This window comes from Absiella sp. AM09-50 (genome assembly GCF_003433845.1).
Lineage (GTDB): Bacteria > Bacillota_I > Bacilli_A > Erysipelotrichales > Erysipelotrichaceae > Hoskinsella > Hoskinsella hominis.
The window spans coordinates 37,902-55,195 of record NZ_QVFI01000020.1; the positions used below are offsets into that span (position 1 = coordinate 37,902).

General features: G+C 36.1%; 18 protein-coding genes, 1 riboswitch and 1 other annotated feature. Of the genes, 1 reads left to right on the forward strand and 17 read right to left on the reverse strand.

Annotation, left to right across the window (positions count from 1 at the left end):
- Positions 1 to 3: 3 nt before the first annotated feature.
- The 9 genes from DW114_RS15205 to DW114_RS15245 form a co-directional block, all read right to left on the reverse strand.
- Entirely contained in the window at positions 4 to 774 is a 771-nt protein-coding gene (locus DW114_RS15205; protein ID WP_117454594.1) for an ABC transporter ATP-binding protein, read from the reverse strand.
- The gene (locus DW114_RS15210; RefSeq protein ID WP_117454595.1) at positions 771 to 1,739 is read right to left on the reverse strand and encodes a FecCD family ABC transporter permease; all 969 of its coding nucleotides are present in this window, start codon (positions 1,737 to 1,739) and stop codon (positions 771 to 773) included. The genes DW114_RS15205 and DW114_RS15210 overlap by 4 nt, the downstream gene beginning before the upstream one ends.
- A gap of 1 nt (position 1,740) precedes the next feature.
- Positions 1,741 to 2,736 carry an ABC transporter substrate-binding protein gene (locus tag DW114_RS15215; protein WP_117454596.1) on the reverse strand — a complete coding sequence of 332 codons (996 nt, stop codon included), beginning with the start codon at positions 2,734 to 2,736 and terminating at the stop codon, positions 1,741 to 1,743.
- Entirely contained in the window at positions 2,733 to 3,251 is a 519-nt protein-coding gene (locus DW114_RS15220) for a nucleoside-triphosphatase (RefSeq protein WP_117454597.1), read from the reverse strand. Before DW114_RS15220 ends, DW114_RS15215 begins: the two co-directional genes overlap by 4 nt.
- Entirely contained in the window at positions 3,241 to 4,560 is a 1,320-nt protein-coding gene (locus DW114_RS15225) for a uracil-xanthine permease family protein (protein WP_117454598.1), read from the reverse strand. Before DW114_RS15225 ends, DW114_RS15220 begins: the two co-directional genes overlap by 11 nt.
- Before the next feature lie 56 nt (positions 4,561 to 4,616).
- A riboswitch (purine riboswitch) is annotated at positions 4,617 to 4,718 on the reverse strand.
- A gap of 30 nt (positions 4,719 to 4,748) precedes the next feature.
- A complete protein-coding gene (gene xth, locus DW114_RS15230) occupies positions 4,749 to 5,501 on the reverse strand; it encodes an exodeoxyribonuclease III (RefSeq protein WP_117454599.1) in 753 nt (250 codons plus the stop codon).
- A gap of 115 nt (positions 5,502 to 5,616) precedes the next feature.
- Positions 5,617 to 6,225 carry a DUF4352 domain-containing protein gene (locus DW114_RS15235; protein WP_117454600.1) on the reverse strand — a complete coding sequence of 203 codons (609 nt, stop codon included), beginning with the start codon at positions 6,223 to 6,225 and terminating at the stop codon, positions 5,617 to 5,619.
- Between the two features lie 91 nt (positions 6,226 to 6,316).
- The gene (locus DW114_RS15240; protein ID WP_117454601.1) at positions 6,317 to 7,024 is read right to left on the reverse strand and encodes a protein kinase domain-containing protein; all 708 of its coding nucleotides are present in this window, start codon (positions 7,022 to 7,024) and stop codon (positions 6,317 to 6,319) included.
- Between the two features lie 97 nt (positions 7,025 to 7,121).
- The gene (locus DW114_RS15245) at positions 7,122 to 8,177 is read right to left on the reverse strand and encodes a serine/threonine-protein kinase (RefSeq protein WP_117454602.1); all 1,056 of its coding nucleotides are present in this window, start codon (positions 8,175 to 8,177) and stop codon (positions 7,122 to 7,124) included.
- Between the two features lie 65 nt (positions 8,178 to 8,242).
- Here DW114_RS15245 and DW114_RS15250 point away from each other — a divergent pair, with 65 nt between their 5' ends.
- The gene (locus DW114_RS15250) at positions 8,243 to 8,662 is read left to right on the forward strand and encodes a hypothetical protein (RefSeq protein ID WP_117454603.1); all 420 of its coding nucleotides are present in this window, start codon (positions 8,243 to 8,245) and stop codon (positions 8,660 to 8,662) included.
- 38 nt (positions 8,663 to 8,700) lie between these two features.
- Here DW114_RS15250 and DW114_RS15255 read toward each other — a convergent pair whose 3' ends face one another.
- The 8 genes from DW114_RS15255 to DW114_RS15290 form a co-directional block, all read right to left on the reverse strand.
- Positions 8,701 to 10,467 carry a DUF885 domain-containing protein gene (locus DW114_RS15255; RefSeq protein ID WP_117454604.1) on the reverse strand — a complete coding sequence of 589 codons (1,767 nt, stop codon included), beginning with the start codon at positions 10,465 to 10,467 and terminating at the stop codon, positions 8,701 to 8,703.
- Positions 10,468 to 10,565: 98 nt separating this feature from the next.
- A complete protein-coding gene (gene obgE, locus DW114_RS15260) occupies positions 10,566 to 11,855 on the reverse strand; it encodes a GTPase ObgE (RefSeq protein ID WP_117454605.1) in 1,290 nt (429 codons plus the stop codon).
- 60 nt (positions 11,856 to 11,915) lie between these two features.
- Positions 11,916 to 12,200 (reverse strand): 50S ribosomal protein L27, encoded by a 285-nt coding sequence (gene rpmA, locus DW114_RS15265; protein WP_117454606.1) that lies wholly within the window; start codon positions 12,198 to 12,200, stop codon positions 11,916 to 11,918.
- Positions 12,201 to 12,202: 2 nt separating this feature from the next.
- Positions 12,203 to 12,517 carry a ribosomal-processing cysteine protease Prp gene (locus DW114_RS15270; protein ID WP_117454607.1) on the reverse strand — a complete coding sequence of 105 codons (315 nt, stop codon included), beginning with the start codon at positions 12,515 to 12,517 and terminating at the stop codon, positions 12,203 to 12,205.
- 3 nt (positions 12,518 to 12,520) lie between these two features.
- Positions 12,521 to 12,832, reverse strand: coding sequence for a 50S ribosomal protein L21 (gene rplU / locus DW114_RS15275; RefSeq protein ID WP_117454608.1), 312 nt, complete (start codon positions 12,830 to 12,832; stop codon positions 12,521 to 12,523).
- A 13-nt stretch (positions 12,833 to 12,845) separates the two neighbouring features.
- Positions 12,846 to 12,920: a sequence feature (ribosomal protein L21 leader region), on the reverse strand.
- 108 nt (positions 12,921 to 13,028) lie between these two features.
- Entirely contained in the window at positions 13,029 to 13,508 is a 480-nt protein-coding gene (locus DW114_RS15280; RefSeq protein ID WP_117454609.1) for a GNAT family N-acetyltransferase, read from the reverse strand.
- A gap of 6 nt (positions 13,509 to 13,514) precedes the next feature.
- The gene (gene dnaE / locus DW114_RS15285) at positions 13,515 to 16,586 is read right to left on the reverse strand and encodes a DNA polymerase III subunit alpha (RefSeq protein WP_117454610.1); all 3,072 of its coding nucleotides are present in this window, start codon (positions 16,584 to 16,586) and stop codon (positions 13,515 to 13,517) included.
- Between the two features lie 50 nt (positions 16,587 to 16,636).
- Entirely contained in the window at positions 16,637 to 17,287 is a 651-nt protein-coding gene (locus DW114_RS15290) for an HAD family hydrolase (RefSeq protein ID WP_117454611.1), read from the reverse strand.
- Positions 17,288 to 17,294: the final 7 nt, after the last annotated feature.

The window sequence follows — 17,294 nt, forward strand, 5'->3', positions numbered from 1 at the left end:
CACTCACTCCTTCCATATTAGAAATCCTTTTTCTATCATATTGCTCATTGTAAAATGATTGCCATATAATTCATTATAATATCGCAGACATTCTTTTTCCATATCATTTGTTTCTTTTTTTAAATGTGCCTTTAATTTACCTTTATGTAACAGGATGATTTCATCCCCATATTGCAAGGCAAGGTTAGGATCATGAATCGTTAATACAATGGTTTTTCCTTCTTTACATAATCGCCTTGTTTCCTGTAAGAACATATGCTGACGTTTAAAATCCAGATAGGTGCATGGTTCATCCATAATCATTACACAGGCATTTTGAAGGAAAGCTCTGGCAACATAGACCATTTGTAACTCTCCACCGCTGATTTCATCCAGACGTTTTCCTTTGATATGTGTTAAATGAAATTTTTCCATCAAAGCATTTACCTGTTCGTATTGGGCATTTGATGGAACCTCAAAAATTGATAAATGACGTGAACATCCTGCCACGATACAATCCTCTACACGCATATCCATTGCCAGTTCTTTGATTTGGGGTACATATGAAAATATCTTAGCGCGCTCTTTTTCTTGCATATGGGATATATGCTGATGCTGATACAGGATATCTCCCGTATACGGAAGCTGTTGCAGCATACTCTTGATCAAAGTTGTTTTCCCACTGCCGTTTTCACCCAATACCATTAAGATCCTGCCTTGTGGTATTTGAAAACTGATATCTTGTAAAATCTTTTTGTCAGAAAGTGTGACAGAAACATGTTTTACATCGATCATATAGGAAACCTGCCTTTCACAAATAAAACGATCAAAAAGACTGCCCCAAAGAAACTTGTCAGGATACTGATGGGCAGCTCCATCGTAAAAAGACTTCTTGCCAGCGTATCACATAACAATAAAAAACAAGCACCACATAAGAATGTGATTCCCATATTCTGATAAAGTGCTTCCTTGCGCAGCAATCGGATAATATGTGGCACTAGAAGTCCCACCCAGCTTACCATGCCGGCAATCGATATCACACAGGATACCATTAAAGTTGACAAAAGCAATGCCGTAAAGCGAATACGTTTTGCGTTGATACCAAGCGTATTTGCTTCTTCTCCAAATGATAACATTTGAATCTGCCAGCGCAAGATGTACACCCCAAGAAAACTAAGTGATACGATAACTGCCGTGATACCTACCTGTGTCCATGACGCATCATTAAAGCCACCCATCAACCAGTATTCAATACTTGCTAACTCATGCATAGGATCTGCATTGATTTTTAAAACCATTAAAGCACTGGTCATCATCGCCTGCATGATCAATCCGGCTATCACCAGATTTAAAATACGATTTCCTTTGACTTTGCCTGCCAGATAAATTGTAAATAATACAGTCGCAAGTCCTGTGATAAATGCAGATAGTTCAATCAGATAAGTGTTTTGGGAAAACAATATCGCAATAACTGCGCCAAGAGAGCACCCAGAGCTGGCACCAATCACATCACCTGATGCTAAGGGATTCTTAAAAATCGTCTGATAGATGATACCCGATAGAGCCAGAGCACCTCCACATATACAAACAAGCAGGATTCTTGGCATACGGATATTCCAGATTACACTTTGTATCATGGCATCCCCTTGATGAAACAACGCTTCTATCATCTGAGAAAGTGATAAAGGATAACGCCCACAAGCAAAAGATACCAGTATCAACCCTGTCAATAGCGCAAGAAATCCTGCTTTCTGTTTCATATTATAAGCCTAAATCCTTTGCGTCTACATCGATCTGATAAAACTTTTGATAGAAGACTTTCGCTTCCTTGATCACATCCTCTTTAGAAACCTTTTCTGGATATAATACGGATGCCATATATAATTCTCCTAAGCAGGAAGAAAGATTTGGTGTATCCCATGTTTCCAGTTTGCTTGGAAATTCATATACCTGTTTATCTTTCACTGCCTTTATATCACGATACGCTTCATCATAGAAGCCATTGATATCTGCACCTTTATTCTCCACAAAGATATATGCTGGATTTTTCTTCAATAATTCTTCCTTATTGATTTTCATCCATGTACTATCTTTTCCTTCCTTCATCACATTGACACCGCCAGCTTTTTTTATCAGTTCTCCCTGAAACATGTGTTCCCCACTTGCTTCCAACAATTCACTTCCAGCAAAATAAACAAGCTTATCTGGAGTTGTATCCAATTTTAGATATTTTGCTTCTAATTCATCACGGTATGTAAAATATGCATCTGCTTCATCTTTTGCGCCTGTTACAGCAGCAATGATCTTGATTGCTTCATCATAATCACTCATTGTTTCTGGATTCAGAATAATGACCTTCATACCTAATTCTTCCAATTTATCAATATAGCTGGATAAGCTGTTTGGTAAAAAAACAACATCCGGTTTGGCTTTCGCACATTCTTCTACGTTGAATGATTTTTTATTGCCCATTGCTGGTAAGTCTATGACCTGAGGGGCTGCTTTTTTATAAATCATACGTTTATCTGCTTTCATTTCCACACCGACTAACTTATCTTCCTGCCCTAGTCCTATCAATGTAGAAGTAGCGATATAGTATCCGCTGACTACTTTTTCAGCTGGTTTTTCCAATGTTACTTCACGACCCGCCTGATCTGTAATCGTAATATTGGATGCTTTTGAAGCCTCGCTTTTCCCACATGCTGTTAATGTCAACAATAAACAAACAGCGAATAGTCCTTTACATAATCGTTTCATGATCTGTCCTCCCAAATTCTTTTTGCACTTGCTTTGATATCCTGATATGACAATTTATCAAAATCCAGAATAACAACATCATCACGCATTTTTATTTCCTGTATATATTGTATCTCACATTTCTTTAAAACACCAAAGATATCTCGTTTTTCTGCGATGCTTTTTTTTAATTCAGATAGAAACAGCTGTTCATCTTTTTCTAATCTTCCTATTTCATCTAAAATCAAAACATGAGCAGGCAGCTGTCTGCTTTTTCTTAAAATTTCTGTGCCAAAGGTGTCAAATATTCCAGGAATCACTTCATTATATGTATCATGTTGAATAGAAAAACGCTGATTATTTTCTTCAACATCTACAAATGCATGAAGATAAAACCCCTTCCGTATGCCTTGTTCATAAAAAGGAAGTGTCTGAAAGCCACATGTGCTTAACTGACACTCCTTGATGATCTCATTGATACAGAAAGACTTGCCTACGCTCTTCTCTCCTGTCAAAAAGACTTTTTTATTCTTCATTTGAAACTTCGTTTTTATCCTTTGGCAAAATCAAATTCAATATGGTTGCGATCACAAACGTCATAATGATACCATTCTGTGCAAAGATATTTCCTACCCAGCTTGGCAATTGATCCAATACTGCAGGTACATTACCAATACCAACACCCAAACCAATCGCTAATGCGATGATCAAACCATTACGTTCATTTAAATCACAACGTGCAAGTGATTGGATACCACTTACTAAAATCATAGCGAACATGATAACTGCAGCACCACCCAATACAGATTGTGGCATGATAGAGAATAAAGCACTTAGCTTTGGACAGAATCCACAAAGAATCAAGAATACTGCGCCCGTCATGATGACAAAACGATTCACGACTTTCGTAACTGCGACAAGGCCAACATTCTGAGAGAAAGAAGTATTTGGTAGTACCCCAAAGATAGAACCTAATACACTTCCCAAGCCATCTGCCATAACACTTCCCTGTAATTCTTCATTGGTTGCTTCACGTCCCAAACCACCATTGGCAACACCACTAGTATCACCGATAGTTTCAACAGTTGTCGCAATAAACATGATACCCATGGCGATAATAGCCTGTGCATTGAATTCAAACGCAACTGGCATAAAGGCAGGAACAGCGATCCATGCAGCTTCTTTTAACTGTGTGAAATCTACCATACCCAAACAGATTGCTAAAATATATCCGGCTACGATTCCAATCAGAATAGAAGCATTATTGATAAAGCCTTTAAACTGTTTTGCAATCAGAATAACAATAATAACGAATGTACCTACCATCAAATGGTGAACACTTCCAAAATCAGCAGCTCCATTGCCACCACCAAAATAATTGATACCTACTGGCAATAATGATAAACCGATAGAAATAATTACCAGACTTGTCACGATTGGTGGAAACAGTTTACGAAGCGGTTTGATGAAATATCCCATTACCATTTCAAAGATACCGCCAACAAAGCTTGCGCCCATCAGTGCACCATACCCAAATGCAGCACCAATTGCTTTCGCAGTACCGATAAATCCTGAACTAGTACCCATAACGATTGGCAATCCACTACCAATTTTCCAGAATGGATATAGCTGAATCAATGTAGCTACCCCGGCTACAAACATTGCATTCTGAATCAATGTCATCTTTAATGCACCACTCATCTGTAACATACCACAAATGATAATTAGTGGTGATACATTTCCCAAGAACATTGCCAGAATATGCTGAATACCTAACGGCAGTGCCTTTCTTAAAGGGACTGTCCCATCTAATTCATAGATGGTGTCTTTTTTCTTTTCTTCCATATTTTCTCCTTTACACATAAAAAATTCTCGTACACTACGAGAATCAACACATCTTTATAAAAAAAGCGTTGATCCATAGTCCTCAAAAGTACGGTCTGAGGGTAGAAACGCTTGCACCATCACAGCAAGCTTATACGAAACAACGCAATTTTACCATAGATTGTAAAAAAACTCTACTGCTTTATTGTTTAAAAATCAATTTCTAAAGAAACCGGACAATGATCACTGCCAAATACATCTGTATGAATTTTTGCTTCTTTTATTTTATCTTTACTTTCTTCACTGACAAGGAAATAATCAATTCTCCATCCAGCATTCTTTTCTCTTGCTTTAAAACGATAACTCCACCAGGAATATTCTACTTTATCTGGATATAAGTAACGATAGCTGTCCACAAAACCACTATTCTGTAAGATTCTCATCTTCTCACGTTCTTCATCAGAGAATCCTGCATTTTTACGATTTGTCTTAGGGTTTTTTAAATCAATTTCTTCCTTGGCAACATTCATATCACCACATACAATAACTGGCTTGGATTCATTTAATTTATGCAGATATGTCTTAAAATCATCTTCCCATACCATACGATAATCTAAACGTAATAAACCATCTTTTGAATTTGGCGTATACACTGTCACAAGATAAAAATCTTCATATTCACATGTAATCACACGACCTTCATGATCATGTTCTTCAATACCTAAACCATATGTCACATGAATTGGTTCCTTTTTTGTGAAAACCATTGTACCGCTATATCCTTTTTTCTCAGCACTGTTCATATATTGAAAATATCCTGGTGTTTCAATTTCCAATTGACCCGGCTGCATTTTTGTTTCCTGTAAGCAGAAGATATCTGCATCTATTTCCTGAAAGAAATCCATAAACCCTTTACCCATACAGGCACGAATTCCATTCACATTCCATGATACCATTTTCATAAAGTCTTACCTCCATCATCTGGTATTATGATAACGGATTTTGATTAGAAATGCCAGTGTTATACATAGAAAAAATCCGCTATTTATTTCATTCAATAGCAGACTTAAGCTTTTTCTAATTTAATTTAAAATATCCTTTCTCAGTTCCCCATGCACCTGTTTGAACTTGAAGTTGTAAATTAGATGATTTTACTGTGTTTTCTGAGATATCAAATATCACTTTTCCTGTTAAAGAAGCATCTGGATTGATTTCCTTAAATATAATACTGTCATCTTCAAGATAAATTGCATCTCCTGAGTCAGTTTTAAATGTTTTACTACCATCTACTAAGTTGAAGAAAGAATCTGCAACTGTCAATGACTTATCTCCATGATTTGTGATTTTTACAGTAAGTATCATAAATTCATTTTGTGCAGCTACTCCAAAATATTCATCACCAATATGATCTGTAACATCTTTTGATACAACTGTATATTCTACTTTTCCAACCTTCTGAGTATCGCCAATCCCATATACTTTTTCTTCTTTCTGTTCTTCTTTTTTTTCTTCTTTCTGTTCTTCTTTTTGTTCTTCTTGGTTATCTTTTTTATCCTCATTTTTTGAAGTTTCTTGTTGCTTTTCTTCTTCCTTTTTTTCAGAATCGCCTCCTCCAGCAGCACCACCAATTACACCGATTGCTAATAAAACAATTAATGCTATTTGCCATTTCTTTAATTTTTTCATTTCATTCTCCTCGCTTTCCTTTGATGAAAAAACTTTTTACATGATTAGTATAATAAGTTGTTGATTTTTTTTGGTATGCCATTGGCATACTTTACCATTTTTTATGATGAAAGCTTTGTAAGAAATCTTTTTTCATATCCTCCACACAAAAATAACGCTTTGATATATCTAACTGTGTACTGATATTCACAACAGGAGATAACACTTTTTCTATCTGATTTCTCTCTTCACTGACTTCTATTATTTCCTTCAACAATATTCCCAAAGCATAAATATCACTTTGTTGGTTTGATTTTCCCTGATATTGTTCTGGTGCAGCATAGCCAATGCTTCCTCGTTTTAATATATCCAGACAATCTGCATAATAGAGTTTGGAAATCTCAAAGTCAATCAATGTGATATGTCCCTGATAAATCAAAATATTTTCTGGCTTGATGTCACGATGAATGATTGGTGGAGAAAGATTATGAATGTGAGAAATCACAGAGAATAGCTGAAGCATGATGGATTCCACTTCTTTGGGATAAAGTTTTCGCTGACTGATTTGAAAATCCAAGGTACACCCATTGATGAATTCTTCGATTACAATAGTTTTATCATAGCTGTAAGTATAATCCATGACGTTTGCTAAATTTCTGTGTGGGTCTTGTTTCAAAGCTTCATATAATTCAAGATCTTGATGATTACGAATAACCTTTTTTACATAGAACAGATTTTCAATCATATGTTGTACCAAAAAGATATCCTTTTCTTCACTATGAAATAGCAAAGCAACTTCATCATATAATTCCTGCCTCATCACACAACCTCATTTCATACCTTTGAAAGTATAATCAATTATTTCCATAATTTGGTATGCTCAAAGCAGACAAAAAAAGCCTGTATCAACGTACAGGCTAGATTATGTTATCCAGTATTGTGGATAACATGGCTAAGATAAAAACGATGACAAAAGAAGCTAACATCCATACCAGAATGCCATTCATTATCCTGATCACTTTATACTTTGATTTATAAAATGGTAAAACTTCTAAGATGTTTCCTACATTCATTGGGACCCACATCACAAGGATCAATACGATACAAAAGGCTGCCCTCAACAGAAATAACTCTATGGCTGAGGTCTGATTTTTACTTTCCATTTGCATCGATAATATAATACACAATCCATAGACGATAAAAATACCTGTCTTTTTCACTAAAGATTCCCCTTTTATAAAACCTGGTATACTAAAGGCGGAAACTGGCTGTGTTGTAAACTTTTTTCCAGAACACTTATCAAAATCTCTTTTTAACTGCTCCACGCTTTGATATCTTTGACTAGGCTCCATTTCCAGGCAACGTTTAATAAGTGCGTGATATTGTGATTCAAGCTGTGCTTGTTCCATAAGCTCCTTCACCAAAACACCAAGTGCATATATATCACTTCGCTGATCAGATTGTCGAAAACCATATTGTTCAGGTGCTGCATAACCAACACTGCCGATAATCTGTGTATCACGGCGTTTCCCTTCCTGATATTTACGGGCAATTTCAAAATCAATCAATTTCACATGACCTTTTTCCAGCATGATATTTCCAGGCTTGATATCCCGATGAATAATAGGTGGTGTCATATGATGTAAATGAATCAGAACATCAAAAAGCTCTGAACAAATTTGTTGAATTTCTAGTGATGATAAATTTCTTGCACTTAATGCATACTCCAAAGTTGTGCCATTGATGAATTCTTCAATTAAGATGAATGCATCTTTTCGTTGTTCATAATCTATCACATTTGCCATATTGGGATGAGGATGTTGTTTCATTTGTTCATAAATGGTGATATCCTCAATTGGTGGACAGATTTTTTTCACATATAAAACATGTGATAGCTGGTCACGAACTAAATATATCTTTTTTTCGTTTGTTTCATTCAATAAGGTAATGATTTCATACAGAGATTCTCGCATGTGTTTTCCTCTTTTTCTTGCTTTATTTCAAATTTGATTATATCATATAATACAGGTGATTATGAATGGAAACTAGAGATTTAGAGGAAATACTAAAAAAAGCAAGCGTTCTGGAAAAGGACCGTGTCTTATCCAATATACAGGAAATATCCTTTGTGGATTATATTAATCAGTTGATGATTGATAAGAATTTAGAAAAATCTGATATCATACGTGACAGTCAGATTCCAAGGACTTATGCTTATCAGATATTTCAAGGCAGTAAACAGGCAGGACGTGATAAAGTTATTCAGTTAGCTTTTGCGATGAAATTAGATTTAGATGAAACCAATCGTTTCTTGACAATTGCGCATCACAATCATTTATACGCAAAACAACAGCGTGATGCGATTATCATTTTTGCGATATCCAAGGGTTATGATCTGATGCAGACAAATGAATTGTTGGATGAATTTCATCACGAATTACTTGGTGATTTCAATTAGAAAAACAGCGAATGAATGAATCGTTCGCTGTTTTTCTATTATTTTGCATTTTTAATATATTCATCTACATTGCTTTGTACAACACTAAATGGTGCACTTCCACTCTTCAATAATGCTTCATGAAAATCTTTATCTTTAAACTTGTCACCAAGTTTTTCCTGTGTCTTTTCTTTGATTGTTGAAAATTCTTTATATCCTACATAATAAGGTTCAAATGCAGCTGGATTTGCCTGTAACTGAGCATACTGCTTCTTCATACCATCTTCATCAGCCGTTAAGCCCATACTGTTAAAATAATCTGAGAACTGCTTGAAATCCCAGCCTTCATAATGAATACCGATATCCGCAACAATGACTGCGGAATAGCTAGCTAATTCATTTAATTTGATCATTTCCAACACATCCTGATCAATATCCTTCAGATATTTGAATGCATAATATTGTGAATAAACTGCCCATCCTTCGGTATAAGCACTAGAAGAAGCCATCGTTTTACACCAGTTTGGCAAGCTTGATTCATACATATAAGCATATTGGAACATGTGTCCAGGGAAGCCTTCATGTGCAACTGTATAATAATTGTTAATCGTATTTACATCCCCTGTTTTAGGGTTTACACGCAGCTGTTTTGGTGTTGTGCCATCTAATGGAGGTATATTGAAATAGGCTGCTACTCCACTTGAAGAGGCGATTTCTTCATTGATTGGTTCAATTTCATAATCTAAATCTTTTACTTCAGGGAAATCATCTGCCAGTTTAGGACGGATATAATCTAAAATTTCCTTATAGCTTTTAAATGAAGTGGTAGGTAAATCCCCCATAACTGCTTCTAAAACTTTTGAATTTTTCATCATTAATTTTCGCATATTATCAAGTTGTTCATCAAAATCACTTGACATCATCTTCTTTACATCTTCTACCGATTTATCAGAACCGATGCTAGCTTTTAGCAGCAAGGCATAATATTCTTTACCATTTTCAAATTTTGCATAACCTTCATTATTATTTGCTTTTTTCACATCTTTCATCAATTCACTGATTTCTTTATATGCGGGAAGGAAAGAAGAAGTAAACGCATCTTTTAATTCCTTCTTGTATTGGCTTGTTTTTTGATCATCCAGTTTTAAAGCATCAATCGATGTGTTCATAGAAGTAAGGATACTGCTGTTTTCTCCTGCTTTTATGATATTGTCACAATACTCTTTTACATCTTCTGTATCTGTCATCAACAGGCCTTTTTCCACCTGGGTTCTTGTGTACTGAATGATACTGTCCATATAAGGCTTTACATCTTTCACAAGTAAGATCAAATCCTTTACATCCTGTTCATCACGCAATGTCCAATCAGAGAATAATGTTGGCAACTGATAATGGATGCCTGTCATACTGCCAAATAATTGCTGATAATAATCAAATTTTTCATCATTTAATGCTTTATCAATTTCTTCCTGATATGCATAGGTATCATAAATCTTTTGTTGTTCATCAGTTAAATGACTGCGTTTAAATTTTTCAAATGCATCCCAGCTTTTCTTTGCATTTTCTAAAGCCTCTTTTTGACTTTCTTCATCTACACGTGTTCCAAGATTTACTTCTACCTTAGTTTTATCCACACCATATTTTTCAGGCTGTTCCAAGTATACGTGCATGGTTGTATAATCTGATTCCATTGCTTCCACAAATTCTTTTTCGATAAAAGCATCAAATTCTTTTTGTTCTTCTTCATGATTTGTAGAACAACCAGCTGTAGAAAAAACGATCAATGCCGCCAATACGAGTGAAGATATTTTTTTAAACTTACTCATAAATTTCCTCCTTATTTTCTTTTATTATACTTTATTTTCTAATGATATACAACTACAAAAAAAGTACCCTTATACAGGATACTTTTAGCTTTTATGAATTATTCAACGAATTCAAATTCTATATCACAGATAGCAACACTATCGCCATCTTGACAACCAGCATTACGTAAAGCTTCATCAATGCCCATTTTACGCATTTTACGTGCAAAACGCATGATATCTTCATCATTATCCAGTTTACTCATCTTAAAGGCTTTTTCTAATTCATCCCCAGTCAACTCCCATTGGCCATTCCCTAAGTTATGTATTTCAAAGGCAGGCTGTTCTGGTTCAAATTTATATAATACACCTTCTGCTTCTGCGTCCACATCTTCATCATTGAATAATGGGAACTGTGGTGTAGTTTCTAGCAGATCAGCTGCACGATATAATACAGGCTCCAGTCCTTCTGCAATAATTGTTGTTGTTTCAAAAACTTCAACATCTGGATATGCTTCTTTGAATCGTTTCAGATTTTCTTCAGCATTTTCTAAATCCATTTTATTTGCGATAACGATTTGTGGACGTTCCATTAAACGATATTCGTAATTAGAAAGTTCTTCATTGATGATACGATAATCTTCTACAGGATCTCTTCCATCGTTTGCGCCCATATCTACCACATGAATGATAACACGGCATCGTTCGATATGGCGTAAGAATTGATGACCTAAACCTTTCCCTTCGCTTGCACCTTCAATTAATCCGGGTAGATCGGCCATGACAAAGCTTCTGCCATCTGGTACCTGTACCATTCCAAGATTTGGCGCAATCGTTGTAAAGTGATAATCTGCGATTTCCGGTTTTGCTTTTGATACTACACTTAATAGTGTTGATTTTCCAACGGATGGAAATCCTACCAGTCCAACATCCGCTAATACCTTCAGTTCCACCTGAACATCAAGCTCCTGTCCTGGTTCCCCAAGTTCACTGTATTGTGGTGCAGTATTTTTACTGGATTTAAAATGGAAATTTCCACGTCCGCCTTTACCGCCTTTTGCGACAATTTCCTTTTGACCTTTTCTAGTCAGATCCGCAATGATTCTTCCGGTTTTTGCGTCTTTTACAAGTGTTCCAAGTGGTACTTTGATGACACAGTCTGATCCATCAGCACCATGCATCTTTTTGGTTTTTCCATTACCGCCATTTTCCGCAGCCATTTTTTTATTATAACGAAGATCCAATAATGTCGTTTTTCCTTCATCTACCATAAAAACGATATCACCACCGGCTCCGCCATCACCACCGCTTGGTCCGCCATATGCTACATATTTCTCTCTACGGAATGCCACAATGCCATCTCCGCCTTTTCCTGCTTTTACATGCACCTTGACTCTGTCTACAAACATACACGACACCTCCTTACTATTCTGTCCAAAAATAAAATCCCCAATCGGGGATTTCTTACATTAAGCTGCTGGATATACAGACACTTGTTTTTTGTCTTTACCTAAACGCTCAAATTTAACAACACCATCCACTTTAGCGAATAATGTGTCATCTCCACCTTTGCCTACATTTGTACCTGGGTGAATTTTTGTTCCACGCTGACGGTAAATGATTGAACCTGCAGTACAGTGCTGTCCATCAGCAAGTTTCGCACCAAGACGTTTAGATTCTGAATCACGACCATTCTTAGTAGAACCTACTCCCTTTTTAGATGCAAACAACTGAATATCTAATACGAATTTCATAATCACACCTCCTGTTCGATTATTGTGATATATTGACTATATGTTTCTTGTAAAGTCTTTAATTGATATATCAGAGCCTCTAATAGTATCTGATTATGATCACAGACTTTTTTAACCAAAATTTCCACGTGTCCTTTCTTCATTAGAAAGTCACATGTTTCAGGGGCCATTTCACCTAAAGCATTCATCATTCCAACAACAATACTACTTGCTCCAGCACATACCAGATCTTGTCCTTCTTCGGCAAAATCCGCATGTCCCTTCATCGTAAGTGATATCACTTTGTTTTCTTTATGCTTTACATTGACCTTTACCATAAATTAAGCCTCGATTGATTCGATAGTTAATTTTGTGTATGGCTGACGGTGTCCCTGTTTACGGTGAGAGCTACCTTTTTTAGCTTTGTATTTGTAAACGATAATTTTCTTAGCTTTACCCTGTTTTTCAACCTTAGCATTAACCTTCACACCTTTTACGTATGGAGTACCAACACGAGTTGTTCTGTTTGAATAAGCTACTACTTTGTCAAATACTACTGAATCTCCTTCCTGAACATCCAGTTTTTCAACAAAGATTACAGATCCTTCTTCAACTTTGATCTGCTTTCCACCTGTTTCGATAATTGCGTACATAATCGCACCTCCTTCTTGTTTTAAGACTCGCCAAATAAGGTGATGAATATCATACTTAATACCTTATGATGAGCGGTTGTAAATCCAATTAGGACATACAACACGTAGTATATTACCATATTTGTTCACATAACGCAAGGTAATTTTTGCATTTTTTCATATGAAATCCCCCATTATACGCACTTTTTTATAATTTTTAAAACTCCAGGATCATATCATACCAAACAACATTCCCATGTGTAGAATCACTGATTCCCATATTGCGGTATCCAAAGCTTTCATAAAAACCAATCAGATGTTTTTTACATGTTAAAATCAAGCCTTTTCTTCCCTCTGCTTTTGCCTTTTTTATGAATGCATGCATGAGCAGTTTGGCATAACCCTGGTGTTGATAATCAGGATGTACATCTAATCCAAATACGCTTTGATAATCTCCATGGGGATCATGTTTTTGCACATCAGCATATAAATCATCTGTAATGGTTTTTTGATTTGTGATACAGCCATTGATCATGCCGATGATATTTTCTTCAACTTCTAACAATAGAAAGCTGTTTGGAAATGTCTGTATCCTTTGTTTAAGCGAACTTTCATCAGCAGCTTCCTCTTTGGGAAAACATAGTGCTTCAAGGGAAGCTGCAGCGGATAAATCCTGTGGTGTTACTTCTCTAATCATTCTATCTTACCTTTCAATTTTCGTCAGTTTTTTTACAAGACAGGAATTTTCTTTATCAATCACACCTTCTACATAAAGATAGTTTCCTTTTACTAGATTTTTTTCATGCACCTCGTATATATTCGGCATGCATACCAAATCGAATTTTCCTGTTTCGTCATTTACTGCCACAAACATCATCATATGTCCGTTTTTCGTACGAAATGGCTTGCATTTTTCTATCTGACAGATAAACTTCACATACCCTCGTCTTTCCTTAAAGAATACGATAGGACGAAGCTGTGGATCGATTTTGTTTCTTAATTCTTCAATTGGATGTGTTGTCAGATAAAAGCCAAGGTATTCTTTTTCTTTTTCTGCGCGAACAGATGTATTTTCTTTTAGATATGTCATGGCTGGTTTACTAACAAGATCAAAATCCAATAATATTTGATCTTCATCTTCGATTTTTACCAAGTCCCCATAACGGATTGCGTCATCCAGACTTGCGACCATAGAAACACGGTTGATTTTAAAATCATCCAGTGCGCCTGCATGAATCAATGCTTCCATCGTTTTTTTATTGATACGATATTTCATCATGCGTGCCACAAAGTCAAAGAAATCTAAATAAGGCCCATGTTTTTTTCGTTCCTCAATAATTGGCTGTGCTACTGTTCTGCCAATTCCCTTGATTCCAATAAGTGGATAGCGCAAGGCATCCTGTTCAATATGATACGTTAATTCACTTGTATTGACATTTGGCAACAGAATTTTAATATTTCTTTTCTTTGCCTCAAATACATAAGCATTGGTTTTACTATCAGCCCCAATCACACTGTTTAATAAGCTGTTAAAGAAATATAAAGGATAGTTGGCTTTTAAATACGCCAGCTGATAAGCAATCATTCCATATGCCACACTGTGAGAACGGTTAAATCCATAATTGGCGAATTTCATGATCAAATCATATACATGCTGTGCCAGCTGCAAGGTGTATCCTTTTGAAACAGCACCCTTGATAAAATCTGCTTGTAATTTGATTAATTCATCACCTTTTTTCTTACTGATAGCTTTTCTTAAGTTATCAGCTTTCCCGAGTGAAAAACCTGCCATCTTTGTGGCTACCTGCATGATTTGTTCCTGATAGATCATAATGCCATAGGTATTTTCAAGAATGGGTTTAAGATCTGGATGGATATAATCGATTTTTTCTGGATGTTCTCTGCGGTCTAGATATTCTGGGATATTTTCCATTGGACCTGGTCGATATAAAGCTATTGTTGCGACAATATCTTCAAAGTTACGAGGTTTCATCTTACGAATCAAATTTTTCATTCCATCACTTTCCAGCTGGAATACCCCGATGGTATCCACATCACGAATCAATTGATATGTCAATGCATCATCTAATGGTATCTTCATGATTTCTAGTTTTTGCACTGCTGTTTCATTGATATGATGAACGATTTCATCAATAATCGTCAGATTGCGCAATCCTAAAAAGTCCATTTTGATCAGGCCCAGTTCCTCTAGATATTCCATGGTAAACTGACTGGCCCGTACGCCTTCATCCACATCAATCAGTGGGCAGACATTGTCAATATTTTCATTTGATAAAATGATACCAGCAGCATGTAAAGATGCATGTCTTGGCAATCCTTCCAGGCGCAAAGCTATGCGGAATAATCGTTTATATTTTTCTGATGAATTGATGCGTTCTTTGAATTTTGCACTTTCTTCATATGCACCTTTTAATGTGATTTTTAAACGGTTTGGTACCAGCTTGCATAAGATATCAATTTCACGTAATGAAAAATCCATCGCTCTGCCTACATCACGCAACACCTGCTTTGCGGCAAGTGTATTGAATGTGATAATATGTGCTACACAATGTGCACCATATAACTGCGTTACATAATCAATGACTTCATCACGCCGGTTATCTGGAAAATCGGTATCAATATCAGGCATGGATACACGCTCAGGATTCAGAAACCGTTCAAACAAGAGATGATATTTGATAGGATCGGCATGGGTAATGCCCAGACAATAGGCCACAAGAGATCCGGCTGCACTGCCTCGGCCAGGACCGATATAGATATCCTGGGTTTTCGCAAAACGGATAAAATCCCATACAATCAAAAAGTAATCTGCATAATGCATAGAGATGATGACATCTAATTCATAATTTAAACGCTCGATATATACTTTGGGAATGGATTGAAAATTCATACGCTTCGCTAATCCCTTATGACATAACTGACGTAAAAATTCTTCACTGCTGATGCCATAACGATTGGAGAACTCTGGCAGAACAGCTTTTTTTAGATTCATTTGCACATTGCACATCATTGCGATTTCTTCTGTCGCAATCAATTCTTCATCATCGTATAAGGCTTTCATTTCATCAGGTGAGCGAAAATATCGTCCAGAACTGCTGTTTAATGTTTTATCATCTAAGGATTTTCCTTGATCAATGGCACATAAGGTACGATAGCATTCTTCATCCTGCATATCTTCATAATACACGCGTGATAATGCCGCAAAAGGAATCCCGACTTCACGACAGATTTCTTTTAAAATCTGATTTTTCTTTTTTAAAAGACCAGAATCATTTCGGGCAATGGATACATAAAAGCTCACAAAATATTGTGTACAGGCATGTAGATATTCTTTTAAACGATCTCTTTTCTCCTGTAACAGCATGGTTTCCATTGCATCACTGTCCCCACCGGTTAATACAACACAATCCTTTGTATAAGTGCTTAAGTGTTCAATATCAATTGTTTCATGTTCTTCTGTATTCAAATATGTAGATAATTTTAATAAGGACACATATCCTTCATCATTTTTCGCAAGCAGGACAAAATTGAAGACATCGTCATCGTATAAGGCATCTACTTCCAGCCCAAAGATTGGTTTTATGCCCTCTTTTTGGCAGGCATGATAAAATGACATTGCGCCATGCATAACGCCTTTATCACAAAGCGCCACTGCATCATAGCCATGTTTTTTTGTATTTTTTATAATTTTATCAATGGTCAGTGTACTGTTTAATAATGTATAACAGCTTCTGACATGTAAATGTACGCTCAATGTCTTCACCTCACTCTTATTGTAACATAATTCGCAAGATTATGTATACTTTACGCTTCTTTTTTGATATATTCTAAAAAAGCAGGGATATCTTCTATGATCACATCTGCGCCGGCTTCTTCAAATTCTGTTTTGTTTCCATAGCCATATAATACCGCAATACAAGGTAATCCATTTTCTTTTGCGCCAAGGATATCATGTTTACGATCACCAACCATGATAGCATCTTCTTTTTGAATGCCATGTTTTTTTAAGGCATAGGCAATGACATCACCTTTTTTACTGCGTGTACTATCCATACTTGCGCCACAAATATCTTCAAAATATTCTCCTAATTGAAAGTGTTCCATAATCTGTTTGGCAAATACTTCTGGTTTACTGGTTGCGACATAGCATTTCTTTCCCTGATTCTTTAATGTTTGTAGAAGTTTTGTGATGCCTTCATATACTTCATTTTCAAACAAACCGGTAACTGAAAAGTATTCACGATAATATGTGATTGCTTTCTCTGCATCTTCTTTACTCATATGGTAATACTCCATAAAGCTGTCTAACAAAGGCGGTCCGATAAAGATACACAGATCATCTAGATGAGATACATGAATATCAAATTTGGATAAGGCATACGCAACTGATTTTGTGATTCCTTGTTTTGGATCTGTCAGGGTACCGTCCAGATCAAATAAATATACTGATTTCATAAGTTTT